The sequence below is a fragment of the Microvirga sp. GN3 genome, assembly GCF_055792825.1.
This window is the reverse complement of sequence record NZ_JBVVAK010000037.1, coordinates 38,343-64,206: the sequence shown is the minus strand read 5'-3', so window position 1 is coordinate 64,206 and position 25,864 is coordinate 38,343. Positions and strand designations below refer to the sequence as shown.

At 61.5% G+C, this 25,864-nt stretch carries 24 protein-coding genes, 2 tRNA genes and 4 pseudogenes; 10 read left to right on the top strand and 20 right to left on the bottom strand.

Annotated features, from left to right (window positions below):
* Together ACS5Q1_RS18945 and ACS5Q1_RS18940 are read right to left on the bottom strand one after the other, a co-directional pair.
* Positions 1 to 206 (bottom strand): annotated as a pseudogene (locus tag ACS5Q1_RS18945) (hypothetical protein); the annotation flags it as partial.
* 2 nt (positions 207 to 208) lie between these two features.
* Positions 209 to 727 (bottom strand): helix-turn-helix domain-containing protein, encoded by a 519-nt coding sequence (locus ACS5Q1_RS18940; protein WP_473099637.1) that lies wholly within the window; start codon positions 725 to 727, stop codon positions 209 to 211.
* Between the two features lie 121 nt (positions 728 to 848).
* Between ACS5Q1_RS18940 and ACS5Q1_RS18935 the strand changes: the two genes are divergently transcribed.
* From ACS5Q1_RS18935 to ACS5Q1_RS18915, 5 genes and pseudogenes are all read left to right on the top strand, one after another.
* Positions 849 to 1,391, top strand: coding sequence for a helix-turn-helix domain-containing protein (locus ACS5Q1_RS18935; RefSeq protein ID WP_473099636.1), 543 nt, complete (start codon positions 849 to 851; stop codon positions 1,389 to 1,391).
* 14 nt (positions 1,392 to 1,405) lie between these two features.
* Positions 1,406 to 1,963: a transposase gene (locus ACS5Q1_RS18930; protein WP_473099635.1), complete on the top strand. Its 558-nt coding sequence runs from the start codon at positions 1,406 to 1,408 to the stop codon at positions 1,961 to 1,963.
* A gap of 210 nt (positions 1,964 to 2,173) precedes the next feature.
* Positions 2,174 to 3,370 carry an SDH family Clp fold serine proteinase gene (locus ACS5Q1_RS18925; RefSeq protein ID WP_473099634.1) on the top strand — a complete coding sequence of 399 codons (1,197 nt, stop codon included), beginning with the start codon at positions 2,174 to 2,176 and terminating at the stop codon, positions 3,368 to 3,370.
* A gap of 935 nt (positions 3,371 to 4,305) precedes the next feature.
* Positions 4,306 to 4,833, top strand: a pseudogene (locus ACS5Q1_RS18920) (IS630 family transposase).
* Positions 4,776 to 5,021, top strand: a pseudogene (locus ACS5Q1_RS18915) (helix-turn-helix domain-containing protein); the annotation flags it as partial. The pseudogenes ACS5Q1_RS18920 and ACS5Q1_RS18915, both read left to right, overlap by 58 nt.
* Positions 5,022 to 5,143: 122 nt before the next feature.
* Here ACS5Q1_RS18915 and ACS5Q1_RS18910 read toward each other — a convergent pair.
* The 5 genes from ACS5Q1_RS18910 to ACS5Q1_RS18890 all read right to left on the bottom strand — a co-directional run bounded on the left by ACS5Q1_RS18910 (position 5,144) and on the right by ACS5Q1_RS18890 (position 10,128).
* Entirely contained in the window at positions 5,144 to 5,896 is a 753-nt protein-coding gene (locus tag ACS5Q1_RS18910; protein ID WP_473099633.1) for a hypothetical protein, read from the bottom strand.
* Positions 5,897 to 5,949: 53 nt separating this feature from the next.
* Entirely contained in the window at positions 5,950 to 7,281 is a 1,332-nt protein-coding gene (locus ACS5Q1_RS18905) for a protein kinase domain-containing protein (RefSeq protein WP_473099632.1), read from the bottom strand.
* 2 nt (positions 7,282 to 7,283) lie between these two features.
* On the bottom strand, positions 7,284 to 8,204 hold the full coding sequence (locus ACS5Q1_RS18900; RefSeq protein WP_473099631.1) for a PP2C family serine/threonine-protein phosphatase: 921 nt from the start codon (positions 8,202 to 8,204) through the stop codon (positions 7,284 to 7,286).
* 74 nt (positions 8,205 to 8,278) lie between these two features.
* Entirely contained in the window at positions 8,279 to 8,986 is a 708-nt protein-coding gene (locus ACS5Q1_RS18895; RefSeq protein WP_473099630.1) for a vWA domain-containing protein, read from the bottom strand.
* 92 nt (positions 8,987 to 9,078) lie between these two features.
* The gene (locus ACS5Q1_RS18890) at positions 9,079 to 10,128 is read right to left on the bottom strand and encodes a hypothetical protein (RefSeq protein ID WP_473099629.1); all 1,050 of its coding nucleotides are present in this window, start codon (positions 10,126 to 10,128) and stop codon (positions 9,079 to 9,081) included.
* Between the two features lie 15 nt (positions 10,129 to 10,143).
* On the opposite strand from ACS5Q1_RS18890, the gene ACS5Q1_RS18885 reads away from it, so the two are divergent.
* Positions 10,144 to 10,296, top strand: a complete 153-nt coding sequence (locus ACS5Q1_RS18885; RefSeq protein WP_473099628.1) for a hypothetical protein — start codon at positions 10,144 to 10,146, stop codon at positions 10,294 to 10,296.
* A gap of 104 nt (positions 10,297 to 10,400) precedes the next feature.
* Here the strand turns inward: ACS5Q1_RS18885 and ACS5Q1_RS18880 are convergent, their stop codons facing one another.
* The 8 genes from ACS5Q1_RS18880 to ACS5Q1_RS18845 all read right to left on the bottom strand — a co-directional run bounded on the left by ACS5Q1_RS18880 (position 10,401) and on the right by ACS5Q1_RS18845 (position 18,663).
* Positions 10,401 to 10,844 (bottom strand): hypothetical protein, encoded by a 444-nt coding sequence (locus ACS5Q1_RS18880; RefSeq protein ID WP_473099627.1) that lies wholly within the window; start codon positions 10,842 to 10,844, stop codon positions 10,401 to 10,403.
* An 84-nt stretch (positions 10,845 to 10,928) separates the two neighbouring features.
* Entirely contained in the window at positions 10,929 to 13,436 is a 2,508-nt protein-coding gene (locus ACS5Q1_RS18875) for a hypothetical protein (protein WP_473099626.1), read from the bottom strand.
* A 205-nt stretch (positions 13,437 to 13,641) separates the two neighbouring features.
* Entirely contained in the window at positions 13,642 to 13,929 is a 288-nt protein-coding gene (locus ACS5Q1_RS18870; protein WP_473099625.1) for a hypothetical protein, read from the bottom strand.
* A 741-nt stretch (positions 13,930 to 14,670) separates the two neighbouring features.
* A tRNA-Lys gene (locus ACS5Q1_RS18865) sits at positions 14,671 to 14,750 on the bottom strand.
* 509 nt (positions 14,751 to 15,259) lie between these two features.
* Positions 15,260 to 15,336 (bottom strand) — tRNA-His (locus ACS5Q1_RS18860).
* Positions 15,337 to 15,458: 122 nt separating this feature from the next.
* Positions 15,459 to 16,433, bottom strand: coding sequence for a tripartite tricarboxylate transporter substrate-binding protein (locus ACS5Q1_RS18855; protein ID WP_203440967.1), 975 nt, complete (start codon positions 16,431 to 16,433; stop codon positions 15,459 to 15,461).
* A 59-nt stretch (positions 16,434 to 16,492) separates the two neighbouring features.
* Positions 16,493 to 17,995 (bottom strand): tripartite tricarboxylate transporter permease, encoded by a 1,503-nt coding sequence (locus tag ACS5Q1_RS18850; RefSeq protein ID WP_203440968.1) that lies wholly within the window; start codon positions 17,993 to 17,995, stop codon positions 16,493 to 16,495.
* Entirely contained in the window at positions 17,995 to 18,663 is a 669-nt protein-coding gene (locus tag ACS5Q1_RS18845) for a tripartite tricarboxylate transporter TctB family protein (RefSeq protein WP_473099624.1), read from the bottom strand. The genes ACS5Q1_RS18850 and ACS5Q1_RS18845 overlap by 1 nt, the downstream gene beginning before the upstream one ends.
* A 435-nt stretch (positions 18,664 to 19,098) precedes the next feature.
* Between ACS5Q1_RS18845 and ACS5Q1_RS18840 the strand changes: the two genes are divergently transcribed.
* The 3 genes from ACS5Q1_RS18840 to ACS5Q1_RS18830 all read left to right on the top strand — a co-directional run bounded on the left by ACS5Q1_RS18840 (position 19,099) and on the right by ACS5Q1_RS18830 (position 20,869).
* On the top strand, positions 19,099 to 19,767 hold the full coding sequence (locus ACS5Q1_RS18840) for a TerC family protein (RefSeq protein ID WP_473099623.1): 669 nt from the start codon (positions 19,099 to 19,101) through the stop codon (positions 19,765 to 19,767).
* A gap of 80 nt (positions 19,768 to 19,847) precedes the next feature.
* On the top strand, positions 19,848 to 20,549 hold the full coding sequence (locus tag ACS5Q1_RS18835) for an AzlC family ABC transporter permease (protein ID WP_473099622.1): 702 nt from the start codon (positions 19,848 to 19,850) through the stop codon (positions 20,547 to 20,549).
* Positions 20,546 to 20,869 carry an AzlD family protein gene (locus tag ACS5Q1_RS18830; RefSeq protein ID WP_203440972.1) on the top strand — a complete coding sequence of 108 codons (324 nt, stop codon included), beginning with the start codon at positions 20,546 to 20,548 and terminating at the stop codon, positions 20,867 to 20,869. Before ACS5Q1_RS18835 ends, ACS5Q1_RS18830 begins: the two co-directional genes overlap by 4 nt.
* Here ACS5Q1_RS18830 and ACS5Q1_RS18825 read toward each other — a convergent pair.
* From ACS5Q1_RS18825 to murA, 5 genes are all read right to left on the bottom strand, one after another.
* Positions 20,834 to 21,316 (bottom strand): arsenate-mycothiol transferase ArsC, encoded by a 483-nt coding sequence (locus tag ACS5Q1_RS18825; RefSeq protein WP_473099621.1) that lies wholly within the window; start codon positions 21,314 to 21,316, stop codon positions 20,834 to 20,836. The two genes, ACS5Q1_RS18830 and ACS5Q1_RS18825, sit on opposite strands and share 36 nt — an antisense overlap.
* Before the next feature lie 3 nt (positions 21,317 to 21,319).
* A complete protein-coding gene (locus tag ACS5Q1_RS18820) occupies positions 21,320 to 21,805 on the bottom strand; it encodes a UPF0262 family protein (protein ID WP_473099620.1) in 486 nt (161 codons plus the stop codon).
* 76 nt (positions 21,806 to 21,881) lie between these two features.
* Positions 21,882 to 23,171, bottom strand: a complete 1,290-nt coding sequence (hisD, locus tag ACS5Q1_RS18815) for a histidinol dehydrogenase (protein ID WP_473099642.1) — start codon at positions 23,169 to 23,171, stop codon at positions 21,882 to 21,884.
* Between the two features lie 2 nt (positions 23,172 to 23,173).
* Positions 23,174 to 23,614 (bottom strand): DUF2948 family protein, encoded by a 441-nt coding sequence (locus ACS5Q1_RS18810; protein WP_473099619.1) that lies wholly within the window; start codon positions 23,612 to 23,614, stop codon positions 23,174 to 23,176.
* 134 nt (positions 23,615 to 23,748) lie between these two features.
* Positions 23,749 to 25,038 (bottom strand): UDP-N-acetylglucosamine 1-carboxyvinyltransferase, encoded by a 1,290-nt coding sequence (gene murA, locus ACS5Q1_RS18805; protein WP_473099618.1) that lies wholly within the window; start codon positions 25,036 to 25,038, stop codon positions 23,749 to 23,751.
* A 384-nt stretch (positions 25,039 to 25,422) separates the two neighbouring features.
* Between murA and ACS5Q1_RS18800 the strand changes: the two are divergent.
* Positions 25,423 to 25,864, top strand: a pseudogene (locus ACS5Q1_RS18800) (aminotransferase class I/II-fold pyridoxal phosphate-dependent enzyme); the annotation flags it as partial.

The window sequence follows — 25,864 nt, the reverse complement described above, 5'->3', positions numbered from 1 at the left end:
GCCTGACCGGCGTGGCAGCGGACCAGCACCACCCGGCGAGCCCTTCCCAGATCAATGGCCCCAAACAGCACCCGCTTGGTATTGCGGCCGGTGATCGGCACGACCGCCTGCGTGCCCTTGAGCGCCCAGGTGGCGCGCAGCGGCGGGAACAGCCGCAACAGCGTCCAGTCGAGGCACAGCAGCCGATCCCCCCTGTGCCAACCCATCTTCAGACGTCGGGTGATCCCCCCTTGTTCTGCGCCAGATGAGCCGCGCGCGCGACATAGACATAGCGTGGCCGCTTCCAGCGATAGCCCGCCTCGTGCAGCCGGCGCCGCAGCGTGCGCGGGCTGACGGCGATGCCCTTCGCGGCCAGGTCGTGCGCCAGCAGCGGCACCGTCCAGCTCGTGGCCTGGTAGCCGCAGCGGCGCGGGTCGCGCGCCAGGGCCGCCGCCAACCGCTGCGGCGTCAGCCTCGGGTGACGGCGGGGACGCCCGCTGCGCGGCCGGTCGCACAGCGCGCTGGCCTCATGCTCGGCCCGGTACTGGGCCAGCCAGCGGTGCACGCTGGAGCGGTCGACGCGGCAGCGGCGGGCCGCCTCGGCCACGGCATGCCCCTCGGCCAGCAGCAACAGCGCCTCAAGCCGGCGATACACCCGCGCGTCACGAGCGGCAGCCAGCGCTACGGTCAGCCGCTTGCGATCCGCCTCATCGAGCCATGTCTCGGGAGAGTGATCATGTCCTCGCATGCTCTCCAGGGAACACCCGCAGCTCTCGCGTTGCAAGACTTATGGCGACCTACTTAGTGGTGCATCCGGCAGGTTGCGGGGTATAATGGCAGCCCCTTCTGACTTGCTGCGGAGGCGACCCATGGCACCGGTCTGCTTACGGGGAATGACTGCTGCTGAGTCTGCGGCGGTCCACAAGCTGGCCCACTCTCGCACGGCTCCAGCCCACCGCGTGCAACGCGCCCAAATCATCTGGCGCGCCAGTCGCGGCGAGAGCGCCTCGGCGATTGCAGCCCGTGTCGGTCTTGATGGTGAGACCGTGCGCAAGCGCATCCGCCGCTTCAATGCTGACGGCTTAGAAGCGCTCAAGGACCGGCATCGCTCGGGTCGCCGGCCGACCTACACGCCGGAGCAAACCGCCACCGTGATTGCGAGTGCGTTGACCAAGCCGCAGACCCTCGGACTGCCGTTCACCTCCTGGACGCTCGACCGGCTAGCTACCTACCTGCATGAGGCGAAGGGCATCGCGATGCAACGCAGCCGGATTGACGAGATCCTGCTCCACGAGGGCCTGTGCTGGCGCAAGCACGAGACCTGGTTCGGCGAGCGGGTAGATCCGGCCTTCGCGGAAAAAAGGGGCGGATCGAAACGCTCTACACCACACCGCCTGCGGGCAGTTGTGTGATCTGTCTCGATGAAATGGGACCGGTGAGCGCCAAGAGTTACGCGGGTCGTGCGCTGGTGCAAACCCGAACGCGACAGGCTGAACGCGCCAAGCAGGAGATTGACTATGGTCGCCGCGCCAAGGGCTATGTCTTTGGCGCGTTTTGTCCGGTCACGGGCGAAGCCTTCACGCATCCCTATTCAGGACGCGGCGGTGCGCATTGGGTCGACTTCCTGGAGCGGGTTGAGACCTGGGTGCCACGCACGACCGAGCGGGTGTACGCGATCCTCGACAATCTGGGCTCGCATCGCACGACGGACGTGCTGCTGTTCCTGCTCGCGCATCCGCGCTGGGAGATGGTGTTCCAGCCCAAGTATGCGGCCTATCTCAATCTGATCGAGCCGTGGTGGAAGATCCTGCGCTCGCTCGCGTTGGCCGGCCAGCGCTTCGAGAGCTGGGACGAGATCACCGAGGCGATCCACGGCTCTACACTCTATTGGAATGCGCATCGCCATCCCTTTGTCTGGGGCAACCGCCGCCGGCATCGACCGCGTCGCCCGCCCAGCATTGCCCTCCTGCCGAGGGCGGCATGACTTACCGGATGCACCACTTAGTAGCGTAGCTTAGGATCGGAATCGGAGCCTCCTCAATACGGAAGCATCCAGCGAAAGAATAGCATACGTCCGCCGAATCCAGAGGCTGCCCCCCGTTAAATGACCGACCAGGATCGGCGACGAAGCAGAGAAAAACTGGCTGACGACTTCGGCCTCGAAGCGCTAAGATACCAGAGAGGATCCGGAGCCATGGACAGCCCGCGCTTACAGATCTTCCGTTTCTTCCGGCAACCTCGTGCCGCCCGAGAACCGAGGAAGCCCGAGGGCGGACTGGAAGACGGTGCTCATGACGGGGCGGCGATCGTGGCTTATGACAAGCGAGTGCAACTCATTGAGCAGATCGAAACTCTGCGTCAGTCTAAGGTGATTTGTTATCTCACAAGCGTGCGGCCGAACATCGGCGCCCAAATCGCGCAGGACGCCGTACGCGTCTTTTTCGACCACCTGCTGCTGCTGCCGGAGCGACCCATCAAGAAACTGGACATCTTCCTCGTCAGCAATGGCGGGGCTGGCATTGTGGCTTGGCGGCTGATTTCGCTCTTCCGTGAATTTGCCGAGCAGGTGAGCGTGATCTTGCCGTACCGGGCATACAGCGCCGCCACCATGATTGCCCTTGGGGCGGACGAGATCGTGATGCACCCGTTTGCGGAGATGGGGCCGATCGATCCTACTGTGTGGAACGAGTTCAACCCGATCGATCCGTTGACCAATCAAAAGCTAGGCATCAGTGTCGAGGACGTCAAAGCCTACATTCACTTCGTCAAGAACACGGTCGGCATCCACCACGAAGACGAGCTCGTCAAGACGATCGAGATCCTGGCCGAGCGGGTGCATCCTCTGGCGCTGGGCAATGTCGAGCGCTTCATCGCCCAGAGTCGGATGATCGGGCGGAAGCTCCTGCTCACCCACATGAACGACGAAGCCAGCAAGCACAAGATCGATGAGATTATCGAGATCCTGGCCTCCAAGCTCTACTTCCACGGGCACCCCATCAATCGGCGTGAGGCGCGTACCGAGCTTGGCCTCAAGGTAGCAGAGAATGTGCCGCCGGTCCTGGAGACGATGATCTGGGATTTATACAAACACTTCGAAGAGGAAATGCAGAACAACGAAATCTTCGATCCAGTGGGCGAAATTCTGAAGTCAGCTGTTCTGCCTGCCCCGGCGACAGGCGAGCCACCTGTGCCGCCCCTCGTGTCGATCGGCACGCACGTGGTCATGGACCTCAAGCTGGCAATGATCGAGAGCGCCCGGCTGTCGAGCAGCTTCTCGATGAGCCACCGCTTCATCGTTGTCGGTCACGGGGCAAGTGGTGAAGCAATGATCAGGGACGATGTGCTGGCGCAACGGTGGGATCATCAACCGGCACCCGTGCAGGTCTCATAGCCTGACCCGTCACCGTTGGTTCGACCGGAAGCTCTCTAACTTTGCTGGCGCGGAAGCGCTGGGGCAGCGCCGTCCCGTCAATCTCGGCCGGCAGCGACCGAAAATGGCCGACCTGGGCCACGGACACAGGAGCAGGAATGGGAGTAGTGTAGCGAGGCTTGATGATCGTTCCCGCTGGCGCGGCCAGGAACCGGTTTGGAGCACTCGTGCTGCTCATCGCACCACCTCAAGGTTTGACGCTTGAGTCTATCTGATGTTGCGGATGATTCAACGAAGGTTTGTGTATCGGAATTGCTTTCAGGCTATTTTTGAGCAATTCGGCGCTGTGTGGCTCAGGGTCGAGGAACAAAGCTGAGCAGTCGCGGCGTCCAGGCTCCACCGCGCGAGCGCGACTCACTGAGAGAACGGGCACGGGTGATCACTGGCTTAACCCATACTACCTCCTGCAGTGTGTCGACTTGGCGACCAACGCGGTAGCCCTCAAGGCAAGCGTAATGCTTTGTTGAGCAGCCCCATCTGCCCGTGCGCGAGACCCTGGCGAAGATCGGCATTCTGCGGGCGACCTTTTACCGGTGGTACGATCTTTATCAGACAGACGACTCTGAGGCCCTAGAGCATTGGACTGAAACGCGGGTTCAAAAGCGCCAGAGGCAGTCCGGATCCCCCGCTCCGGCGCGCCGGGGCCGGCCGCCTGGGCGCAGAAAGCCGGCGCCCTATGAGGCGTTTCTGATCCGCACAGTGGAGGCCCAACCCACCATAACCGTGCCCGAACTCACAGCACAGCTCCTGAAGGAGCATGGGGTCGTTGCGGCTCCGGCTACTCTCTCGCGCTTCCTGTGCCGGCACGGCTTTACCTATAAAAGCCCAGATGGCCGCGGAATGCGCCAGCAGCCATATCGGTTGGTGTTCTTGGACGAGACGTATGTCATACCAAGATGACCCGCCTGCGCGGCCGTAGCCGCAAAGGTCAGCGCTTGCGTGCCGCAGCGCCCTTCGGCCACTGGAAGACCCACACTTTCCTGGCCGCGCTACGTGGTCATGAGCTGAGCGCGCCGTGGATCGTCGATGGCCCGATCACCCGCTCGGCCTTTGACACCTATATCGAGACGCAGCTCGCGCCGACGCTTGCAAAAGGCGACGTGGTGATCCTCGACAATCTCGCCGTTCGTAAGAGCGAGAGGGCCGCGCAGTGCCGGAAGCAAAGGGGAGTCTGATTTCTGTTCCTGCCCGCCTATTCGCCCGATTTGAACCCGATTGAGCAAGCTTTCGCGAAGCTCAAAGCACACCTGCGCAAAGCCGAAGCCCGAACGATCGATGCACTCTGGCGAGCCATCGGTGACATCTGCGACCTCTTCAAGCCGCAGGAGTGCTGGAACTACCTCAGGGTCGCCGCCCTCAGCCCAAGCAGATCTGGAACCGCATCTCGGATGTCGTGCGCGAGCAGATCATCCAGCTGGCGCTAGACGAGCCCCCGCTGTCACCGCGGGAGCTGGCAGTGCGCCTCACCGACACGCGCAGCTTTGTCTCCGAAGCTTCTGTCTACAGCCTTCTCAAGGTACAGAGCCTGATTGCCGGCCCGGCATCCATCGTGATGAAGGCAGCCGATGAGTTCAAGGACAAGACCTCCGCGCCCAAACAACTCTGGCAGACATAAAAGCCATACATCAGGGAGGACCACTTCTCAGGCGACAGGCCATCGATCAATTCGCAAGAAAAAGCATCCGCATGGCTCTCCCGACGAGGACCTTTCTGTCCGCCCGAAGCCGAACACGGTCAGCACCACGGGATCCAACGTCCAAGAGCTTGAGGGGGCGGTGCGCCGGTGTCTTTACCCGGCCAGTCTTCGGGCTTGGGTCGACATTGCTCAGTTGGAATAACAGGAGCCTGGGTGGTTTTCGGAGGCCCTACAAACACAATAAGGAGAACAATGCCGGCCACCAGCGCTACGCCAATAGCCCAGAGCCTCCGCTTCGGCACCCTTGCTGGCTGGATAAGCTCACGGTGCGCATCAACACTTGGCTGATGCATACTCTTTTGTTTTGACTCAGCATCGAGACCACTTTTCTCCGCGCGCACTGGACGACTCGGTCGATCGATTGGTTCCAGGTTGCTTTCGGATTGGGTTAGTGCCGTATTTCGCGAATGAAGGAGTTCACTTTCAGGAGCACCACGGCCTGGCGCTTGTGCGCTTCCCGATCCTCGCTGGGAAGGTTCGGGAACCGGTAAGCCCAGCGCCAAAGCCCATGAGTCCACTGCCCACTGGGCAGCATCCTCAGCCAAGCCTAAGTGGTCTCGCAATCGCTCAATCAGACGTGCATGGACCAAAGCTATCGGAATGCCGGCGCGTGAATCTGTGAGGTCGAGTGCCACCCCCTCCCGAAGTGCCATGACGAGCAGGTTGACCTCGCGCTTGTGAGGGCCACAGACATCCCTTAAAAACGCCTCGCAGCGCCGAGGATCGTCGCACAGCGAGCGGCCATGCGCCGCAATCAGCTCGCTTAGTTTTCGTCGCGGTAACTCATCCATGGCTTCCTCCAAGACCAAGTGCTAACCGGTTCCGCCACGCCGGCTGACCACGCCTATAGACGTATTTCTCCCTCGGTCTTGCCGAACTGAACTTTCGTCCCGTGTGCCAATGTCACGCTCCGTCCCGGCACAATCTCGGCACAGGCACCATTAGCAGTGGTGCAAGTCCATTGGTTATCCGACAGGTTCTTGAGGCCCCAGATGCCGGGCTTGGTCGGATGCCGAACGACCGCCGCAACCGGCTCGGAAAAATCATACATCCTGGCACCATCGATGTGGTGCGGATAAAGCTTGGTATCCTGATTCAGCGCAACCAAGACATCCTTTCCGATCCGCATACGAAGAGGAACCTGCAGCGCCTTGCGACAGGACCAACATACGCCCGGCGCGCCATCAGACGACCCCATCGCATCGTAGAAGTTCTCTGCAGAGCAATCTTGGCAATAGATGATGATGTCGCGCAAGCGTATCATGGCCGCCCGCCACTGACTCTCCCGGATACGCCCATTTCGCGGATCACGGATCCCATCCGTGAACGCTGCTGTGAATAGATCCCGTATGAACCTGGGATAAATCGGCCAGAACGCAAGTACATTATCCTGTTCTCTGGGAACTGGTCTGTTGGATGTGTCCTTCGGATCGAAGATGAACAGAGCGTCTGTCCCATAAAGCTTGGTCATTGCCGGCAAATCCAGGCACCTGATGGCCCGCTCCTGCTTGCCTTCTAGGGGATGATGAACCATCAGCATGTAAAAGAGCAGGGTCGCCAATGAATAAAGATCGGTCTGGATGCTTGGAAGCGCTTCTCGGCGAACTATTTCCGGAGCCATGAAGCGCGGCGTGCCCAACACCCCCTTCCGGGTCGATCCGTTCACGGTAACGTTGTCATTGTCGCAGATTAGGACATCGCCATTGTGCGGGTCAAAGAATACGTTTCCGAACGAAATATCACGGTAGCAGAGTCCTTGGGAGTGAAGCTGCAAGTAACAGTCCGCGAGGTGCAAAGCCGCGGTGATCAGAGCGCGGAAGCTCGGTTCTGCGCGCCGCGTCACCAGATCGACGATGCTTCTGTAGCGGGGTTCCCGAAGAGGCATGACGTATCCGAACCCAGGCACCTCCCTGGTAAAGGCCAGATCCATCGGCCAGAGAAAAGACGGGTTGGGTGCTCCGCGCTTGACGATCGTCTCTAAATTGGCGCGTTGCTCGGCCGTCGCAGCCGTCGGGAAATACCATTTTAGTGCCACCGGATAACCGGCAAGAATTGCTCGGTAGACTTCTCCCTGACTGCCGGCACCGAGACGCTCTTGCACCTCGCAAACCAGTCCCGACGGCTCAGTGCGAATCGTCTGCCCAATTTGAAGAAGTTGATCCGTGGCGGCTCGCATGTTCATCGCCTGTGGTTGTCGAGAGAGCTTGGCCAGGAAATCCCCAGCTCCGGCCGACAGATCATCGCGAGGGTGATGTCATCGCCGCTGCCGGCAGCGGACGTTTCGGACAGCCACGCCGCCAGGTTGTCCTTCACCGTATCCAAGCCTGTGGAGCACACAATCTGCAGCAAGTCCGTGCCGACCTTCAGGAAGTGGCCATCCTCTCCGAACGAATTGGCATAGCCGTCCGATGACAGGAGAATGAGTGCTGGAGGCGACTGCGCCAGTGGGCGGTATTGGACTCGTGTGGCATCCCACGCGCTCTCCGAGCACAGCGATGTCGTCTGATTTGCGAACAATTGCTCGTCCCTGGGCAGTGGCCTCGTGACCTCACCGTCGTCGCTGACGACGAGAATGTCCCCATCACCCAACTGCAGGAAGAGAACATAACCCTCCGCTATCAGGGTTGCCAACAAAGTGGCTCCGTATGCGACGAAAGGATTCAATTCGACTGCGTGCCGCGCTCCTCGGCCAGATTCGGACTCGAGCGTGCCAAGTTCCTCGGATGAAAACTCTGCAGTCGCCAGCGCCTGTTCTACCGCGTCCCGCCACGTGCGGATCAAGAACTCCGGCAGCCTCTCCCAATTGCGCCGCACATCCTCCGGTGAGCTATCGGCCGGAAGTGCTTCAGCGAATTCCATCATCAGTCGCGTCGCAACCTCAACTGCGAGGCCGGCTCCGACATCGCTGCGAAAGCACATCGTGCTGCCGTGGCCATCAGACACCGCGACCACCAAGGGCAGGCCTCCGGCCAAACCTGTGCGCCAGGCGACCGCGTCCTGATTGGGCCGCTTAGTGCGCTCGTGGATGGTACCCTTGACACTGGCGGAAATGATTTGCCAGTTCGCTGTGGCGGTCGAAGCACAGGGTTCGGTCAGCATATCCGGGCTCGGGGTTGTGTCGGGCGGCTCGGATCACTTGGAACAACGCAAGCAGCAGTGCCGCGCTAACACGTCTACCAAACGGTCTGGTCGATGCCCGGTCCTGCTTGCGGCTGGGCCGGGATGGTTACATTTCCGCTCGGCGCGACGCCGGGAACCTGGCTCGCAGGCTGCGATGCGGATCTGAGGATGGCTGTCGAAACCCATCTGATGTGATGGACTAATGCCTCCGGATTGTTCGCCTGCAGCGGTTTCAGGTCCGGATTGGCGATGAATTTTGTCAGCACGTCATGATCGGCATCGCTCCCAATCGCGACAGCCGCGCGCACCGCCTTTCTGCCCCATGGCAGGTTCATCAGCGTGGAGAACCCCCCATTGAAGTCATCGGTCGGCTGACCATCGGAGATGAGCACCAGCACGGGCGGTAGAGCGCGATCCGTCATTGGCGGCGCCTTGAGTTGTTCGGCCAGTAGCAAGAGTGCCTCGCCCATGGCAGTCGTCCCCTCTGCGTTCAGATCGCTCCATGTGAAATCGCTGATCGGCGTCGGGTTGGCTACATGCCACTGCGCGTGGTCGGAGAACTTGATGGCCCGCACCAATACCTGTGCGTGGGGGTTGTCGCTCGCAATGTTGCGCATGTGCGGGATGGCTTCCCAAATGGCATTGTTCAAGGCCTGTATCTTGCCATCGACCGCCATCGAGCCGGAGCAATCGCACAACCAGATGAAATGTAACGGCCGCCTTGCCAGCGGACCGCCGGGTCGAACGGGTCGTTCATTCATGGTGGGTTCCTCCGCTAAACACGCACCGGGCTAAACCGGCAACGCCTAGCCCGGGCGACGTGCTCGTCCGGGGCTGCTGGTGAATGGCATCTTCAATGCATCCGAGTGGTCACCTCTCCCTGCGCACTGCCGAAATCGATCTTGGTCCTGGTTGCCAGCCTGATGCTCCGACCTGGCTCGATCGTCCTCCGCTCCCCTTGTGGCGTCGACACGGACCAAGCGCGATCAGTGAGGTTCTTCAGACCGAGCACGGACGGATCGTCAGGATTGGGCACGACTTCGGCGAAGACTCCGCCCCCTCCCAAGCCGAAATCCTGTGAGTGCAAGCGCGTACCCTGACCGAGGTCCAACAACAGACCTGATGACAGCTTGAGCTGAAAGCGGCCGGAGCTCGTCGCTTGAGGCTCGGCAGAATACGCAATTGCCGAGGAGAGCAGCCTGAGGTAGGTGGTGCCGTCCAATGATTTCAGAGTGGCCGTCGGATTGGCGCTCGCCAAGCCCGAATAGTTGATAACCCACAAAGGGCCATTCCCGCGAACCGCCACAAGATGGTTGGCCGCGGTGACTTCCCCGTCCGCCATCACGACGGATTCATGCGCCACCGCCGGCAGCGGCATCATCCAATAGGCTGCTATCCGCAGGAGAGGATCCGTCGGCGTCCATTCGGCTCCTTCCTGTTTGATCAATTGCGTCGCGATCAGCTCCGCCACTCCTGCCTGCAAAGCTTCTGCTCTTGGAAGCGTGGAAAGTGGTGCCAGAATCCGCAGCAGCGTGACCGTCCAGCGGGCATCGTGGTGGGCAAGGCCCAAGTCAATCTGCTCGCGCAACTGCGACACATCCCAACGACGATCTAGCTCGATTTTCCTTTGCAGCAAGCAGGTCAGCAAGGCTGAACGTATCAAATCGACCGCGGCCATCAGCGCCATCAGACCAGCTGGGCTCAAGGTCGCGGAAAAAGGATCCGGGGCAACCGGCATGTCCACCATTAAAGTCTGGCGGGCGTCTTGGACGATAGAGTCGGGCGTCCAAGGAAACGAGATGCGGACCTGTTCGCCTTCCTGCCAGCAGCCGACCAGTCCGTTGCCCCGCTGTGCGGCGACCTGGTAGTAAAAGGAAACCTTGCTTGCCGCGGGCGTCGGCATGATGACCTGGATGAAATGATCCGGAGCCGCCAGGGTAGCGAGGGCCGATTGCCAGCCATCCCGCATGAACTCGGGTCGTTGCAGCGGCTGCGGCGCTACGTTGCGGAGATCGGCGAGCGGCGACTGAACGGAAGTCTCAAGCCTCATCGTGTCAACAACGGCGCGTAATTCGCCAGTCGTTAGAAGCAAGTTGTGTTGTGGTTCCATGGGATCACCTGTCACCAAGCAGCTCCTGTGGCTGCCAAGAAAGAAACTTGACCGTAAAGTGGGCCTCAGGGCATGCGCTCCTCAACGTCGATGACCTCGCCTTCGAAAGTTATGAGATCAGGCAGAACGTGGATCGATTTCACACTGTTTATGAAGTATCTTGGGTTTGGGAACTCTTTCTCCGGCGGGAACAGTTTCTGTAGAATATGGTATGAGTTTTCCGCGGAGAATCGGTTTAAGAGGCTTGGGTGATCGGTAACCAGACTCTTGAGAGGAGGCCATCTGAGTTTCCGTAGGTCCAGATCTATTTCCGTTGGATCCATCCCGAACCGAATGTCTTCGTCGATGGCCTCTTCATAATAGGGCTGCACTTGTTCCGCGAATTCGTCACTAGACACTAACAAACGGTAAGGCTTAACCCTGTAGTCGAACGAGCTGCCGCCGTATCGCCACTCGCGAAAGTATACTGACTCTATGTCGACGCTGACGTTCCCGACCTGGACCTGCATCCGGTTTTCTCCTGGCTTGAGCCTTCCTCAGATCTAGAAAGCCTCCCAAAGTAGTGCACTGCCGATTAACGACGGCGTCATGCGCTAATCTTCGTACCGTGCTACGTGCTCAATCCTCGTTCCATCTGGCTTTACTTCGACAATTGAACCATCCCTACCGTACTTGACGTAACCAGATGGCTCGATTGCCTCGCCAGCTCGCGGATCCAGAGGTCCTCTGAATCCTCGACGCATAAAAAATTCCTCGGCGCTCTTTATCTCTGGAATATTTCTCGTTTTATTCCCTGGAACGATATCAATATTATCCTCTATCGTTACACCATCAGCACCTTTCGCCTTCTTAATTTGGGCAGCCACTTTCTTTGCTTGCTGGGTCGACAATCCATTGTAGCCGACATCTAAATCGCTTTCCGTCTTATGGTTTCCCCGCACCCTGCTTCCTCCAACGACGATCTCGGAGCCGCGCCCCAACGCGCCCTTTGCAAGAGCCCCAGCCTGGGCCTTGTTCAGGCCAAATCGCGGGTCGTTGTGAAGGTGTGTCGCCGCATTGTTGATGACTTTCTCAGACGCAGGACGTGCCTTTTGGGGCATCTTCTCGGCTGGTAGTGGCGGCTCCTCGGGCGCGGCGGTCGCGCTTGGCCCACCTGCCGGGGGCGACGGCTCCTCGGGCGCGGCGGTCGCGCTTGGCCCACCTGCCGGGGGCGACGGCTCCTCGGGCGCGGCGGTCGCGCTTGGCCCACCTGCCGGGGGCGAGGCAAAGCCTCGAAAGATGGTGCCGCCTTTAGCCCAATAATTGGCCCACGCCTTGGCCGGATCGACCATGCCGCCGAGCGCGCCACCCAAGCCGCTCCAGAGCGCATTCGCCTTGATGTCCTCTGGTTTGGCTCCCAACCACCACGATTGGAAAGCACCTATACCCCCAGCGATCGCACCGCCGACCGCGGCACCTGAGAGTCCCCCCGCTGGAAGTTGGAGCTTGTTGCCCAGGGCACCAAAAAGAGCCGCCCAACCCGCGCCAACTGTCGTGCCGAGAGCAGCATTTGCGACCATCGCGACCGGCTTTTGGTCGAAATTCAGCGTGCCTAACGCACCGAATATGCCACCAGCAAGAACCCCGCTGTGCCAGCCGAACTTTGGTAGTAGCAGAATGGCAGTGGCCGCCTGTCCGAGGCCTGCGAGAAATTGAAGCGGGGGAAGTACAAGGTCGATTCGTTCGACCTTTTGTGTCGACTCGGCCGACTCCTTGGCGCCATCGCTGCGGTTTGTCATCGCTTTGACGAGACCGCGCAACGTGTTCAGGTCGGCATCGCTCGGATCCGTCAGGTCGATCCTACCCAAAATCCGGTCTATGATCGGCACGTCAGTCGGGGGCACTTGGCCCCTCAATCCAATGAGCGATGTGGCTATGCGCAGAGCTTCTTCGATCCGCTTCTGCTTGTTGATGTCCTCAGTGCTCGGTTCCAAGGGGATATCGCCGTCTTCTCCCGGCAGCTTCGCGCCATCCCGCGAAAGGTCGATGGGCTCGATCCGCACGGGCTCATCGGCTCCGGGATCAGACTGATCTTCCGGGACAGTGATGGGGCCCCGCCCGCGGCCCTCGACCGCAGGTTCTCCGGTACCGGCACTGATGACAGTCCCAGCGGCACCACCAAGACCAGCAGCGCCCCCCGGCGCCATTGAATTGACGGCGACACCGACCGGGTCCGATGCCGGCCGCCCGAGTTGATTATTCGGCGCCCCCGGCCAATCGAACGGGACCGGCTCGTGGCAGCCGGGCGTTATTCCCCTAACGCAGTGATCAGCGAGCGCCGTGAGCGGGTGGAGCAGATCGGAAAGAATTTGCCCGAGCATTGTGGCGAGGCTGATAAGGATCAGTGGCATGGTCGTGCTGGCTCCGCGCTTGCGCATCACGAAGGCCACCACGATGCAGCTGCCGGCCAACACGAACTTCGTTCTGGAATCGGCGATCAAGCCGCCGATACCAAGCGCGCACGCGCTCCCGACAATTCCCACCAGCATGCCGACGGAGCCTTCGACGCGCTGTCCCTTGGTGGGCGCAAGAGACTGCACGATACTCGACCATAGGCTTAAGAGCAGAGCCGCGATTACGCGTCCAAAAATGGAAGGAACAGCGGAGAGAAAGCCCAAGGCGAGCGCAGCACCGAGCCAGGGCGAAATGAATTGCGCGGCAAAGAAGCTGATCCCCGCCCCCCAGAGTAGATGAACCCACGCCGCGCCGTCTTGTTGAAATAACAGGGCAATGGTCTTGGGCGCGCCGCGCACGGCTTGCCAAAAGCGCTCCTTGCCTACCGCGCGCCGGTAGCCGATCAGCGCGAAGACTACCGTGCTTAGGATGCCGGTAAAGAGCGAGCTCTTGAGCAGACTCCCCACGCCGCTCTGCGAGCCGTCGAACCCGCCGTTGAACAGCCACATCGACATTGCAAAGTTGAGGCAATAGCCGAAGAGCGCGCTGAGGATCGCCGACTGCACGACGGTGCCGCTATTATCCCTGAGCCACTGTTTGACCCGACCCCAGAATTGTGCCGGTTCGCCGAGTTTGGTGCCCTGCCCTTGTGTGGCTGTGGCGGGCATGGCGCGCCTCCCCTGCCTAATGGCAGCTAACGAATGTCAGCAACGAAATGTTGATCCCGGCTTTGCTGGCTTTTGCAGAATCGCCGAGCTCTTCAGCTAGCTCTTGCACCGCAAAGAGGGGCATGGAGCGCCTTACCCCGCCGGAGCATTGCCTACGCCCTACGTCCCCCAACCGGTTCATAGGGTGGGGCGGAACTCTGCTATCCTACACCTTTCCGTGGTGCGGCGCCACCTGAATGGCCCTCAATACGCCCGACGGAAGGTGAAGCTGCGCTACGGAGGCCTTGTGTTTGGGTCGTCCTCGACCAAGCGCGAAGCCGATGACGCGCTGCTCGATATGGCGGCGCGCAGGGCAACCGGCTGTGGCTCGTGCTCGCCTGCGGCGCTTCGTATTAAGAGCTCGCTCGAATTCATCGAAGGGAACGGTCAGCGCGGTGCGTCCCACTTGATCCGCAATCTCGAACGCTATGCGGCCACGTTCATGCAGGGGCATGATCTTCCCAGAGTTCCGCAATCACTATCGGACTGTGGGCAGAAAGCGTGAACGCAAGCCACCTCAGCCGCTGGGGCATCGTCAACATAAGCAGGTTAGAGCAATTTGGGTGCGTCACGCTCGCCTTTAAGCCATTGAAAGTATCTGATCCGCCTCAGGACAAAAACCCATATGAAACGGGTAAAAGTCATTAATTTGACGATGTAGGTCCTCTGCCCGTCTTCAACTCACTACTGAAGCTGTGCGAGATCATCGGTCTTAACATAGCCGATGAAGCGCTCGCTCCTGGTTACCCCAGCAAGATCTCCAAGCTGCTGCGTGATCCGAACCAAAAATCTTGCCGAAAGAATTTCGGACGACGAGAGGAGTGATCCTTGCGCGTCCGCGACCTGTGTCTGCCTAGTGACGACGTGCGTTGGCTGGATTGGAATAAATGCATCATCCACGTTTGGTAACCACGGCCTTCCGGCTATCTCGAAAGTACTGGCGATCCCGGGAAGACTCGAACTTCCGACCTTCGGTTTAGGAAACTGTCGCTCCGACACTCATGATATTGGTGCAGCATCTCTAGGGATACAGTTCCGACAGGAAAGCGTCCTCACGACCGCTGCTACAGCGGTGTCCTCTGCCTTTCAGACAGTCAGGACTCTGTCACCAAAACTAACTCATGAGATCTAGTGGTAGCTATAGGGTTGCTAGGCCTTGTCAGAGCCTGTCCAATTCCAGCTAAGACCTTGAAATTGGTGGCGTGCAAGGATTCGAACCTTGGACCCGCTGATTAAGAGGCAGCCGCTCTACCAACCGAGCTGTTATCAGTCGCCGGAACGACGCCTGCGGAAGCGAGATCCTCTACTGCGGGCAGCGCGTAACAAACCGAGCGCTCCCTGTTCATCCCATCTGATACGGGTTTTGGACCGATGCACCACCGACTGCGATACGGCTCGGTGATAGCTGCTGTCGTCCGTTGTCAGGATGCACTTCTCAAGCGCAATATCGTCGGGTTCAGTATCCCCTACCCTCTGCTCCTCCGGTGCGCGATCGGTCGGACTTCGACCGGTCGATGCCAACGACCCGTTCCCGCGGTGCCGCGTTCCCGATGGCTATATGGCTAAATTACCAGCTCAGCGCGCAGTACTCGGCAGCGCCTACTACAAGCACCCATTTTTGGTGGAGGCCGAGGGCTTTGAACCAACACACGATAAACAGCCGTTCAACACAAGTGGCTATTAGTTCTGCAAATGGGCTGTTTGTTACCCCTGGCGTTACCCGAGACCATATTTTCGGGTAACGTCCCCTCGAACCTGCAGGGGCTAAGTCGTTGCAATCTAAGTGGTACAGCCGCCCCGGCTCGAACGGGGGACCCCCAGATCCACAATCTGGTGCTCTAACCAACTGAGCTACGGCTGCACGTGAGGCAGGGTGTAATCGTCCGGGCGAGCAATTTCAAGTCCTGTTCGAGATCCTATCGCTCGAAATGAAAACGGCGGGCTGGAGCGCCCGCCGTCTCGAATGGTCAAGCTTTGGAAGGCTTATTCAGCCGTGGCGCCGGCGGCCTTGAGGACCGGGGTCCAGCGGGCCACCTCGCTCTCAACGAGCTTCTGGAGGGCCTCCGGGGTCTTTTCGGCCGCGGTCGGGATCACGCCGCCGAGGTCGAGGAGGCGCTTCTTGGTGTTCTCGTCGTCGAGGGACTTGATGAGCGCGTCGCTGAGCTTCTTGACCACGTCCGGCGGGGTGCCCTTGGGCGCGAAGACCGCGTTCCAGGCGCTGACCTCATAGCCGTCGAGGCCGGCTTCCTTGGTGGTCGGCACATTCGGCAGGACCGGGGAGCGCTCGGGCGTCGCGATGGCGAAGGCCTTGATGTTGTTGCCCTGGATCTGCGGCGCCACGTTGACGATCTGGTCGGTCATGAAATCGACCGTGTTGCCCATGAGGTCATTCAGGGCCGGGCCCGTGCCGCGATAGGCGACCATGGTCGGCTTCACCTTGACCACGGAGTTGAAGAAGATGCCCGTCGAGTGGGAAACGGAGCCCACGCCCGCATGGGCCATGTTCACCTTCTCGCCATTGGTCTTCAGGTAGTCGAGGAAGCCTTTCAGGTCATTGGCCGGAAAGTCCTTCCTGGCCACGATCACGATTGGCGTGCCGGCGGCGAGACCGATGGGAGCGAAGTCCTTGGTCGGGTCGTATTTGAGGTTCGGGTAGAGGGCAGGCGCGGCGCCGTGAGTGCCCATGTGACCCATCATGATGGTGTAGCCATCGGGCTGCGATTGCGCCGCACGGGTGATGCCCGTGGTGCCGCCGGCGCCCGCCACGTTCTCGATCACGATCTGCTGGCCGAGGGTGCGGCTCATGTGGTCGGTGACGATGCGGGCGATCACATCCGTCGGGCCGCCGGCCGCGAAGGGCACGATCATGGTGATCGGGCGGGTGGGGTATCCTTGGGCCTGCGCGCCCGTTGCAGCCAAGCCGGCGACAGCGGCAAGGGCCAATGCAACTTTCTTCATCAGTTTCCTCCCTGGAAAGTAATGGCCTTACATGTGGGCAAGGCTGTATCGAAGGCAAGCTACTCCGTGAACACCTCGTCCCTTCCCTTGCGGATGGAGGGCAGCAGGGCGATCACAAGTAGGATAGCGGCGACCGCAAGCAGGCCGGCGCTGATCGGACGCTCGATGAAGGTCTCCAGCGAGCCGCGCGAGATGATGAGCGCACGACGCAGGTTCTCCTCCATCAGCTTGCCGAGCACGAAGCCGAGCAGCATCGGGGCGGGCTCGAAGCCGAACTTGATCAGCACGTAGCCCACGAAGCCGAACAGGCCGATGAACATCACGTCGGTGGGCAGCGAGTTGATCGAGTAGATGCCGATGCAGCAGAACATCAGGATCGCCGGGAACATCAGCCGGTACGGCACCTTGAGCAGCCGCACCCACATGCCGACGAGCGGCAGGTTGATGACGAGCAGCATCAGGTTGCCGACCCACATGGAGGCGATCATGCCCCAGAACAGGGTCGGGTTCTTGGTCATCACCTGCGGGCCGGGAATGATGCCGTGGATGGTCATGGCGCCGACCATCAGGGCCATCACCGCATTCGGCGGAATGCCGAGCGTCAGCAGGGGAATGAACGAGGTCTGGGCACCGGCGTTGTTGGCCGATTCCGGTCCCGCCACGCCCTCAATGGCGCCGCGGCCGAAGCGGCGCGGATCCTTGGCGAGCTTCTTCTCCAGCGTATAGGCCGCAAACGGCCCAAGCACCGCGCCGTTGCCGGGCAGAATGCCGAGGATGGCGCCGATGAAAGTGCCGCGCAGCACCGGCTTGTAGGCCTGCTTGAAGTCTTCCTTGTTCGGCAGCAGGCGGCCGATGGCTTGGCGTACCACGTCCCGGTGCTCGGTATGGTCGAGATTGCGCATGATCTCGGCGATGCCGAAAATGCCCATGGCGAGCACGGCGAAATCGATGCCGTCGGCCAGGAACGGCAGGCCGAAGGTCATGCGCTCCTCGCCGGTCTCAAGATCGGTACCGACGGTGGAGAGCAGCACGCCGACCAGAATCATGGCGATGGCCTTCAGGATCGAGCCGCGGGCCAGCACCACCGCAAACACCAGGCCCATGACCATGAGCGAGAAGTACTCGGTCGGGCCGAAGATCAGGGCAAGGCCGGTGAGCGGAGCGCCGAGTGCCGCGATGACCAGGGTCGCCACCGTGCCGGCGAAGAACGAGCCGATGGCCGCGATGCCGAGCGCCACGCCGGCGCGGCCCTGGCGGGCCATCTGGTGGCCGTCGAGCGCGGTGACCACGGAGGTGGCTTCGCCGGGAATGTTGACCAGGATCGCCGTGGTCGAGCCGCCATACTGGGCGCCGTAATAGATGCCGGCCAGCATGATCAGCGCGCCGACCGGATCGAGCCCGAAGGTGATCGGCAGCAGCATGGCGATGGTGGCGATGGGGCCGACGCCGGGCAGCACGCCGATCAGGGTGCCGACGAGGCAGCCCAGGAAGGCGAGGCCCAGGTTCTGGAGTGACAGCGCGACGCCGAAGCCAAGGCTGAGATTGGAGACGAGATCGCCCATCAGATCCTCCCGTTATGGCCGGCCACATCGACCGAAGCTTGGCGCCGGCCGCGCGTGGCAACGAACACGACAACGGCCGCCGCAGCCATGATCGCGGCGGTGGCCCGCAGCACCGCCTTCTGCGACCAGTCGGCGGGGAAGAGTCCTGTCAGCGCCTGCGGGAAGACGGGAATCGGCAGGTTCAACAGGTCGCCGAACAACACCATGCAGAAGGGGGTCAGGCTGAGCGCCAGGATGAGGAGATCGCGCAGCCGCGCCTCAGGCGTGGCGAAGCCGCCGAGGATGATGGCGAGCGGACCGGCGACCAGCAAACCGAGACCGGGAATGACCAGGGATCCGAAGGAATAGCCGCGAATGGTCAAGGCAAAGGCCAGGATGGCGCCGATGACGAAGACCGGCCCGCGCAGGCTCCAGCGCTCGAGAAGATCGCCGTCCTTGAGGAAAGCTGTGACAACCAGGGCCAGACCCGACAGCCCGACCCCGATGGCGAGCCAGCGCGGCAGCATGGCAGGCCCCATGGCGTTGAGCGTGCCCTGGTCGAGATCCCGCGTCAGCCAGAGTGCGAGAGCCGCAAGCGCAATCAGAAGCAGGCCACCCGCCAAGCTTTGCGGGGCACGCACCGGGCCGCGGTGCCGCGGAGGCTCTGAGCCTTCGTGAAGAACAGACATGGACGACCTCCCGGCGAGCGCATCCCGCGCCCAAGGTTGTTGAGACCGATATGGCCCAAGGCTGCGGCCTGGATCAAGCTTCCGTTTTCTTGAAGCGAAGGCTTCTCAACAGAACCTCTTCGAATGAAGAGGCTAAGGAGGGCCGTCTATTAAACTATAGGACAGTGGCATGAGCCGCGTGGGAGATCACTTGATCCTCTGCCGCATCTTGTCTAGATGGACCTCTGTAGCCAGGCCGGGCCCCTCTGGTCGCTCATCAATATGAGCGGCGATGTCGGACTGGATGAAAACCAGGGCGGCCTGGGTTCGTTCAAAAAGACGGTTTTGCCTGCATTTCGGCTCCCGGTCCGAGGAATTCCGGACCAGGCCGGTGCCAGATGCGTCTTTTTGAGCGTTTCGCATGCGCTGCCCCAACCCGACAGTATGAGGCACCGCATGTTTGAACTTTCGCAGTTTTTCGGACCCGAGGTCGTCGCCTTCCTGATGGTCGTCGGCATCGACCTCGCGCTTGCCGGCGACAATGCCATCGTCATCGGCCTGGCAGCCGCCGGGCTTCCCAAGGAACAGCGCAACAAGGCGATCCTGCTCGGCGTTCTCGCCGCCACGGTCCTGCGTATCATTTTCGCGCTGATCACGACCCAGCTTCTCCAGATCGTGGGCCTTCTCCTCGCCGGTGGGATCCTGCTGCTGTGGGTCTGCTGGAAGATGTGGCGCGAGCTGCGCACGACCCATGAACAGGAAGAAGCGGCTGAAGAAGCTCTTGAGGGCAAAGACCTCGATAACGACGGGATCATTGCCGGTGGCGTGCCGCGCAAGACCTTCTCGCAGGCCGCCTGGCAGATCATCATCGCCGACGTGTCGATGTCGCTCGACAACGTGCTCGCGGTCGCGGGCGCAGCACGCGAGCATCCCTACATTCTCGCCTTCGGCCTGCTTCTGTCGATTGCCCTCATGGGTGTTGCGGCCTCGTATATCGCCCGCCTGCTCCAGCGCTACCGCTGGATCGCCTATGTGGGCTTGGCGATCATCCTCTACGTATCGCTCAAGATGATCTACGAGGGCTTCCTCGAGATTTATCCGATGGTCAACGGCACCGTCGGTTAACAACCGTACGTCTGTTCACCGACGCATCACTAATCTCCAATTGACGGCGGAGATGCGGGAAGGCAGAGAGCGTGTCGCTCATGTCCCCCGCTCTCCGCCCTCATTTTTCCACTGCTGGACTTCGGCACGTTGCTCGCGCCGCCCTGCCGGCCTTTCCCGGCTTCATCATGTTTGCCGTGGCCTTCGGCACGGCGGCGGCCCAGAAGGGTCTGTCGCTTGGTGAAACCTTAGGTCTCTCCGCCTTTGTCTATGCCGGCGCCTCCCAGATGGTCGGGCTCGAGATCTGGCAGCAGGTCTGGACGCCTTCGACGATCCTCACGATCATGACCGTCACGGCCGTCGTGAATGCGCGTATGATCCTTTTGGGCGCGACCCTTCAGCCCTGGCTCAAGGATGAGCCGCTCGCCCGCACTGCCCTCAATCTTTTCCTCATCACCGAAGCAGGTTGGCTTGTCAGCACCCGCTACCACAGCGAGGGCGGGCGCGATGTCGGCGTGCTCTTAGGCTGCGGGATTATCCTCTGGCTGGTCTGGCTCATCGCAACGCTCACCGGCTTCTTCGCAGGCGCCCTCGTGCCGGAGCCGAGGCGCTTCGGCCTCGATCTCGTCATGCCGATCTTCTTCGGCGTCATGCTCGTGCCTTTGTGGAAGGGTGCGAAACCTGCCCTGCCCTGGCTCGTGGCGGGTCTCGTGTCGCTCATCGTTCACGCCCTCGTACCTGGCTATGTCTTCATCATCGCCGGAGCGCTCGCCGGCGTCGCGGCCGGGATGCTGATCGAATGAATACGCTCGGCACTATTATCGCGAGCCCATGGGGTTCCGTTCTCGCCATCGCGGCCATGACTTTGGTGACGTTCCTGTGCCGCATCGCCGGCGTCGTGGTCATGAGCCGGGTGCGCCTCACACCACGCATCGAGCGGGGCCTTCGTGCCCTCCCCGGTTCCATCATCCTGGCGACGATCCTGCCGGTGGTGATCGACAACGGATGGCCTGCGATCATTGCCCTGACGGCAGCCATCGTGGCCATGGCCGTGACGCGGATCGACATCGTCGGCCTGCTTGCGGGACTAGGCACCCTCTCCATGATCCGGGCTCTTCTGTGAGCCCTGCTTGAGCCGCAGGCGAATGCGGTACATCAGGCCGTCGCGGATATTGCGATAGGCATCGAGCACCTGCTCGCGCGAGCCCTGCGTGATCGTCGGATCCGGTGTCGGCCAGTATTCGATCTCGGCGGCGATGGTCCGGGTCAGCTCCAGCGCTGCGTGATGCGCCTCCGGCGAGAGGGAGATGATGAGGTCGAAATTGAGCCCCTCCCATTCCTCCAGTTCCTGGAGCGTGCGCGGCTTGTGCTTGGAGCCGTCGATACCGGCCTCGGACAGGATCGATGCCGTGAAGGCGTCCGCGTCGCTTTTTCGGACACCGGCTGATTGCACATAGATCGACTTGCCGAAGTAATGCCGCGCAATGGCTTCGGCCATCGCAGAGCGCACCGCGTTCATGGCGCAGACGAACAGAACCGAATGGATCCGTTTCGAGCGGGGCTCGTCCAAGCGTCAGCCCTTCCAGTGAAGCGCAAAGATCAACGTGAAGATGCGGCGTGCCGTATCGAAATCGAGGATCAGCTTGTCCTCCAGGCGTTTCATCAGGAGTTCGGCCGCTTCGTTGTGCAAGCCTCGCCGCCCCATGTCGATGGCTTCGATCTGCGCCGGCGAGGCCGAGCGGATGGCCTGATAATAGCTGTCGCAGATCATCTCGTAGTCGCGGATGGCCTTGCGGAACGGCGTCAGCGACAGGTGATGCGAGACGAGATGTGTGCCATCCTGGGCCGTGACCTCGAAACAGAGCTTCTTCTCGATGAGCGAGATGCGCAACGCATAGGGCCCGCCATCGTAATTCGGCAGGGCGAAGGTGTTCTCTTCGAGGATGTCGTAGATGGCGATGGCCCGCTCATGCTCCTGATCGGGATTGCCGCGGCCGATAGAGGCCTCGTCGAGCGTGACGGCAACCAGCCGGGTCCGCCCCTTTGCTTCGCTCGCCATCCCCCCTCCGATGCTCCTTCTTTGATGAGCGCATCGTTGAGCGCGAAAAACCGGAACCACTTTTCCGCACGATGCGCTAGAGGTTCAGGCGGATCGCGACCGACCTCGCATGCCCCTCCAGTCCTTCCGAGCGCCCGAGCGTGATCGCCGCGGGGCCGAGCGCACGCAAAGCGTTCGCATCGCATTTCAGGATCGAGGTTCGCTTCATGAAGTCAAGCACACCAAGTCCGGACGAGAAGCGGGCGGAGCGGGCCGTGGGCAGCACATGGTTCGGACCACCCACATAGTCGCCGATGGCCTCCGGGGTGTGGCTGCCAAGGAAGATAGAGCCCGCATTGCGCACCTTGGAGGCAAGCTCTTCAGCGTTCTCCGTCTCGATCTCGAGATGCTCGGGCGCAAGCCGGTCCACGAGGGGAATGGCGTTCTGAAGGCGATCGATCAGGATGATGGCGCCGTAATCGTGCCAGCTCGCGCCGGCGATCTCTGCCTTGGGCAGGGTCTCAAGCTGACGCTCGACCGCCTTTTCCACAGCATTGGCGAGAGCAGGACTGTCCGTCACCAGGATCGACTGCGCGGCCGGATCGTGCTCGGCCTGGGCCAGGAGATCGGCGGCGATCCAGTCCGGATTGCCATGGGCATCCGCAAGGATCAGCACTTCGGAAGGCCCTGCGATCATGTCGATGCCGACCTGGCCGAAGACACGGCGTTTGGCAGCCGCCACATAGGCATTGCCGGGGCCGACGATCTTGGCGACCGGCCGCACGGAGGCGGTGCCGTAGGCGAGCGCCGCCACCGCCTGCGCGCCACCGATGCGGAAAACCTCGTCGACGCCCGCAAGGCGCGCGGCCGCCAGGACGAGCGGATTCGTCTCGCCCTTCGGAGTCGGCACCACCATGGCGATGCGCGGAACGCCCGCGACCTTCGCCGGTATAGCATTCATCAGAACGGAAGACGGATAACTCGCCCGGCCGCCGGGCACATAGAGGCCGACGGATTCGATAGCGGTCCAGCGCCAGCCCAGCGTGACCCCGAGCGGGTCCGTGGTCATGGAATCCTGTGGGCGCTGCGCCCGGTGGTAGGTCTCGATGCGTTCCTTCGCCAGCGCGAGAGCCTCCAGCGCCTCCTTCGAGCACTGGGCTTGCGCCGCATCGATCTCGGCGTCCGAAATGCGCAGAGTCTCAGGCTGGAGGGCCAGCCCGTCGAAGCGATAGGTGAAATCGATCAGCGCCTCGTCGCCGCGCACCACCACATCCTCGATGATAGCGCGCACCGCCTGGTCCACATCCTCCGACACCTCGCGCTTGGCGGCAAGCAGCGCGGCGAAGGCCAACGGGAAGGAAGCTTCCCGTGCGTCGAGCCTCTGCACCATTACGGGCGCCCCGCTGCTTGCAGCTGATCCTCGTGCGAGGGGCGGCTTTCCGCAGCCCAGACCGGGCCGGTATCTTTCATCTGCATTTCGATGCACTCCAGATCCACCTGGATGGCGCCACCTTCGGCAAAGATCAAGGTGGCCGTGCCCGATGGGGCGCTGGTCTCCTCGAAGGCGATGGCGAGAAGGTTAAGAACCGCGTCCTTGTTGGTCTGGTCGATGCCGCGGACACGCACGCCCGTGACATTCTCGAAATGCATGCAGGTCAGCCGGCGCTGCGGGGTTGCCGCCTCCCAGTCGTAACGGCGGGTCTGGATGGCGAAACGCCGTTCCCGGGGCAGATAGGCGATATCGCCAACCCGCAGCAGCGAATCCTGTAAGTGAGCGGAGATGACGGCAAGATCTTCCGGATCGAAAGCGACAAGTCTCAGGAGGTCCATGGGGCCACCAACCTATTGTTGAACTTTAAGGTTTAGGTAGAGAGCCCCCTGCCCCGGCGCAACCTTTCAGCTGTTGCTTCTTCTTCATGACCGGGAAAAAGAAAAGGCCGGCTTGATGCCGGCCCTTTTAGTCCTCACCCCCTCAGGCGCTCGATCTGAGCGCCGCAGCGGGCGAGCTTGGCTTCGAGCGCTTCGAAACCGCGATCCAAGTGGTAGACCCGGTTGATGGTGGTCTCGCCTTCGGCGACGAGCCCCGCGATGACCAGGGACACGGAGGCGCGAAGGTCCGTCGCCATGACTGGGGCTCCTTTAAGACCGGCCACGCCCTCCACATAGGCGCTGTCGCCATCGAGGCGGATCTGCGCGCCGAGGCGGGCGAGCTCCTGCACATGCATGAAGCGGTTCTCGAAGATCGTCTCGCGGATGCGGGACGTACCACTCGCCCGGGTCATGAGGGCCATGAACTGGGCCTGCAGGTCGGTCGGGAAGCCGGGGAAGGGATCGGTGGTCACATCGACCGGCTGGATGCCATTGCCGTTGCGCCGGATGCGGATCCCGCCATGGGTCGAGGACACCTCAGTCCCCGCTTGGCCAAGCACATCGAGAGCCGCTTGGAGATACTCAGGACGGGTGTTGTCCAGGACGAGGTCGCCCCCGGTCATGGCCACCGCCATGGCATAGGTGCCAGTCTCGATCCGGTCGGGCATGACGTCGTGGGAGGCGCCGCCCAGGCTAGACACACCTTCGACGACGATCTCAGAGGTGCCGGCACCTTGGATCTTGGCGCCCATCTTGATCAGGCATTCGGCGAGATCCACGACCTCCGGCTCGCGGGCGGCATTGCGGATCACGGTGGTTCCCTGAGCAAGCGTCGCTGCCATCAGGGCCACATGGGTGCCGCCGACGGTCACCTTCGGGAGGTCGATCTCGGCTCCGATCAGACCCTTCGGCGCGGTTGCCACCACATAGCCGCCTTCGATCTCGATGGCTGCGCCCAGCCTGGCGAGTGCCATGATGAGGAGGTCCACCGGCCGGGTGCCGATGGCACAGCCGCCGGGCATGGACACCTTGGCGTGGCCGAACCGGGCCACCAGGGGAGCAATGACCCAGAAGCTCGCCCGCATGGTCGAGACCAGCTCGTAGGGAGCCGTGGTGTCGATGATGTTCTTTCCCGTCAGGCGGATTGTCTGCCCCGTCTCGGACGACTGGCCGGGCCGGCGTCCGGCGATCGAGTGATCGACGCCGAAATTGCTCATGATCCGCAGGAGGGAGGAGATGTCGGCGAGCCTCGGCACATTGCCGAGCTCCAGGGTCTCTTCCGTCAGCAGGCTGGCGATCATGAGAGGCAGGGCCGCATTCTTGGCGCCTGAAATCGGAATCAAGCCATTGAGCTGTGCGCCGCCCGTGATGCGAATGCGATCCATCGAATTCCCCTTGCAATCCTTTTTAGCGAGCTATGCGCTATGCGCGCCTTGAGCGTTCCAGACTAGTCGGACGGCTTGTCGCGCTTGTCGGAAACACTCAAGCTTCCGGCTTCGGCTTCCGACGTCTTCACAGCCTGCCGACCGCGAGCTTGAGCCTTGCGACGCTTAAGATTCTCTTTCAAGGCCGCCTTCAGCCGGTCAGCTTTCTCTTGCGATTTCACGTCAGTCATGGTTCACGCGACCCATCGTCGCCTTTATCAAATAGAGGCTTCGCAAGCGGCTCTCAACCGCAATATCACGACTCAGGACTTTGACCCGGATCAATGTGATCTGGCATAATAGGTTCAGTATCCCCGGGCATTGCTTTGCCCACCCGGTGAGATGATGGATTACCAAAACTTCTTCACGTCAGCCCTCGAGCGCCTGCAGGCCGAGCGGCGCTACCGCGTTTTTGCCGATATCGAGCGTCTGGCCGGCCGTTATCCCCAGGCGATCTGGCATGCCCCGGACGGCCCGCGCCCGATCACCGTCTGGTGCTCCAACGATTATCTCGGCATGGGCCAGAACCGGGACGTCACCCGCGCCATGGTCGAAGCCGCCTGGCGGCTCGGCACCGGCGCCGGCGGCACCCGCAACATCTCCGGCAACAGCAACCCCATCGTGACGCTCGAGGCCGAACTCGCCGACCTGCACGGCAAGGAGGCGGCGCTGGTCTTCACCTCGGGCTATGTGACTGCACTTTAGCGTTCTCTTTCGACTGGCCGACTTCCGCCGGAACTTTCTCTTAGAATTCGCAGCGTTCCGAGTTCGAGCGCCAGCCGTCCGA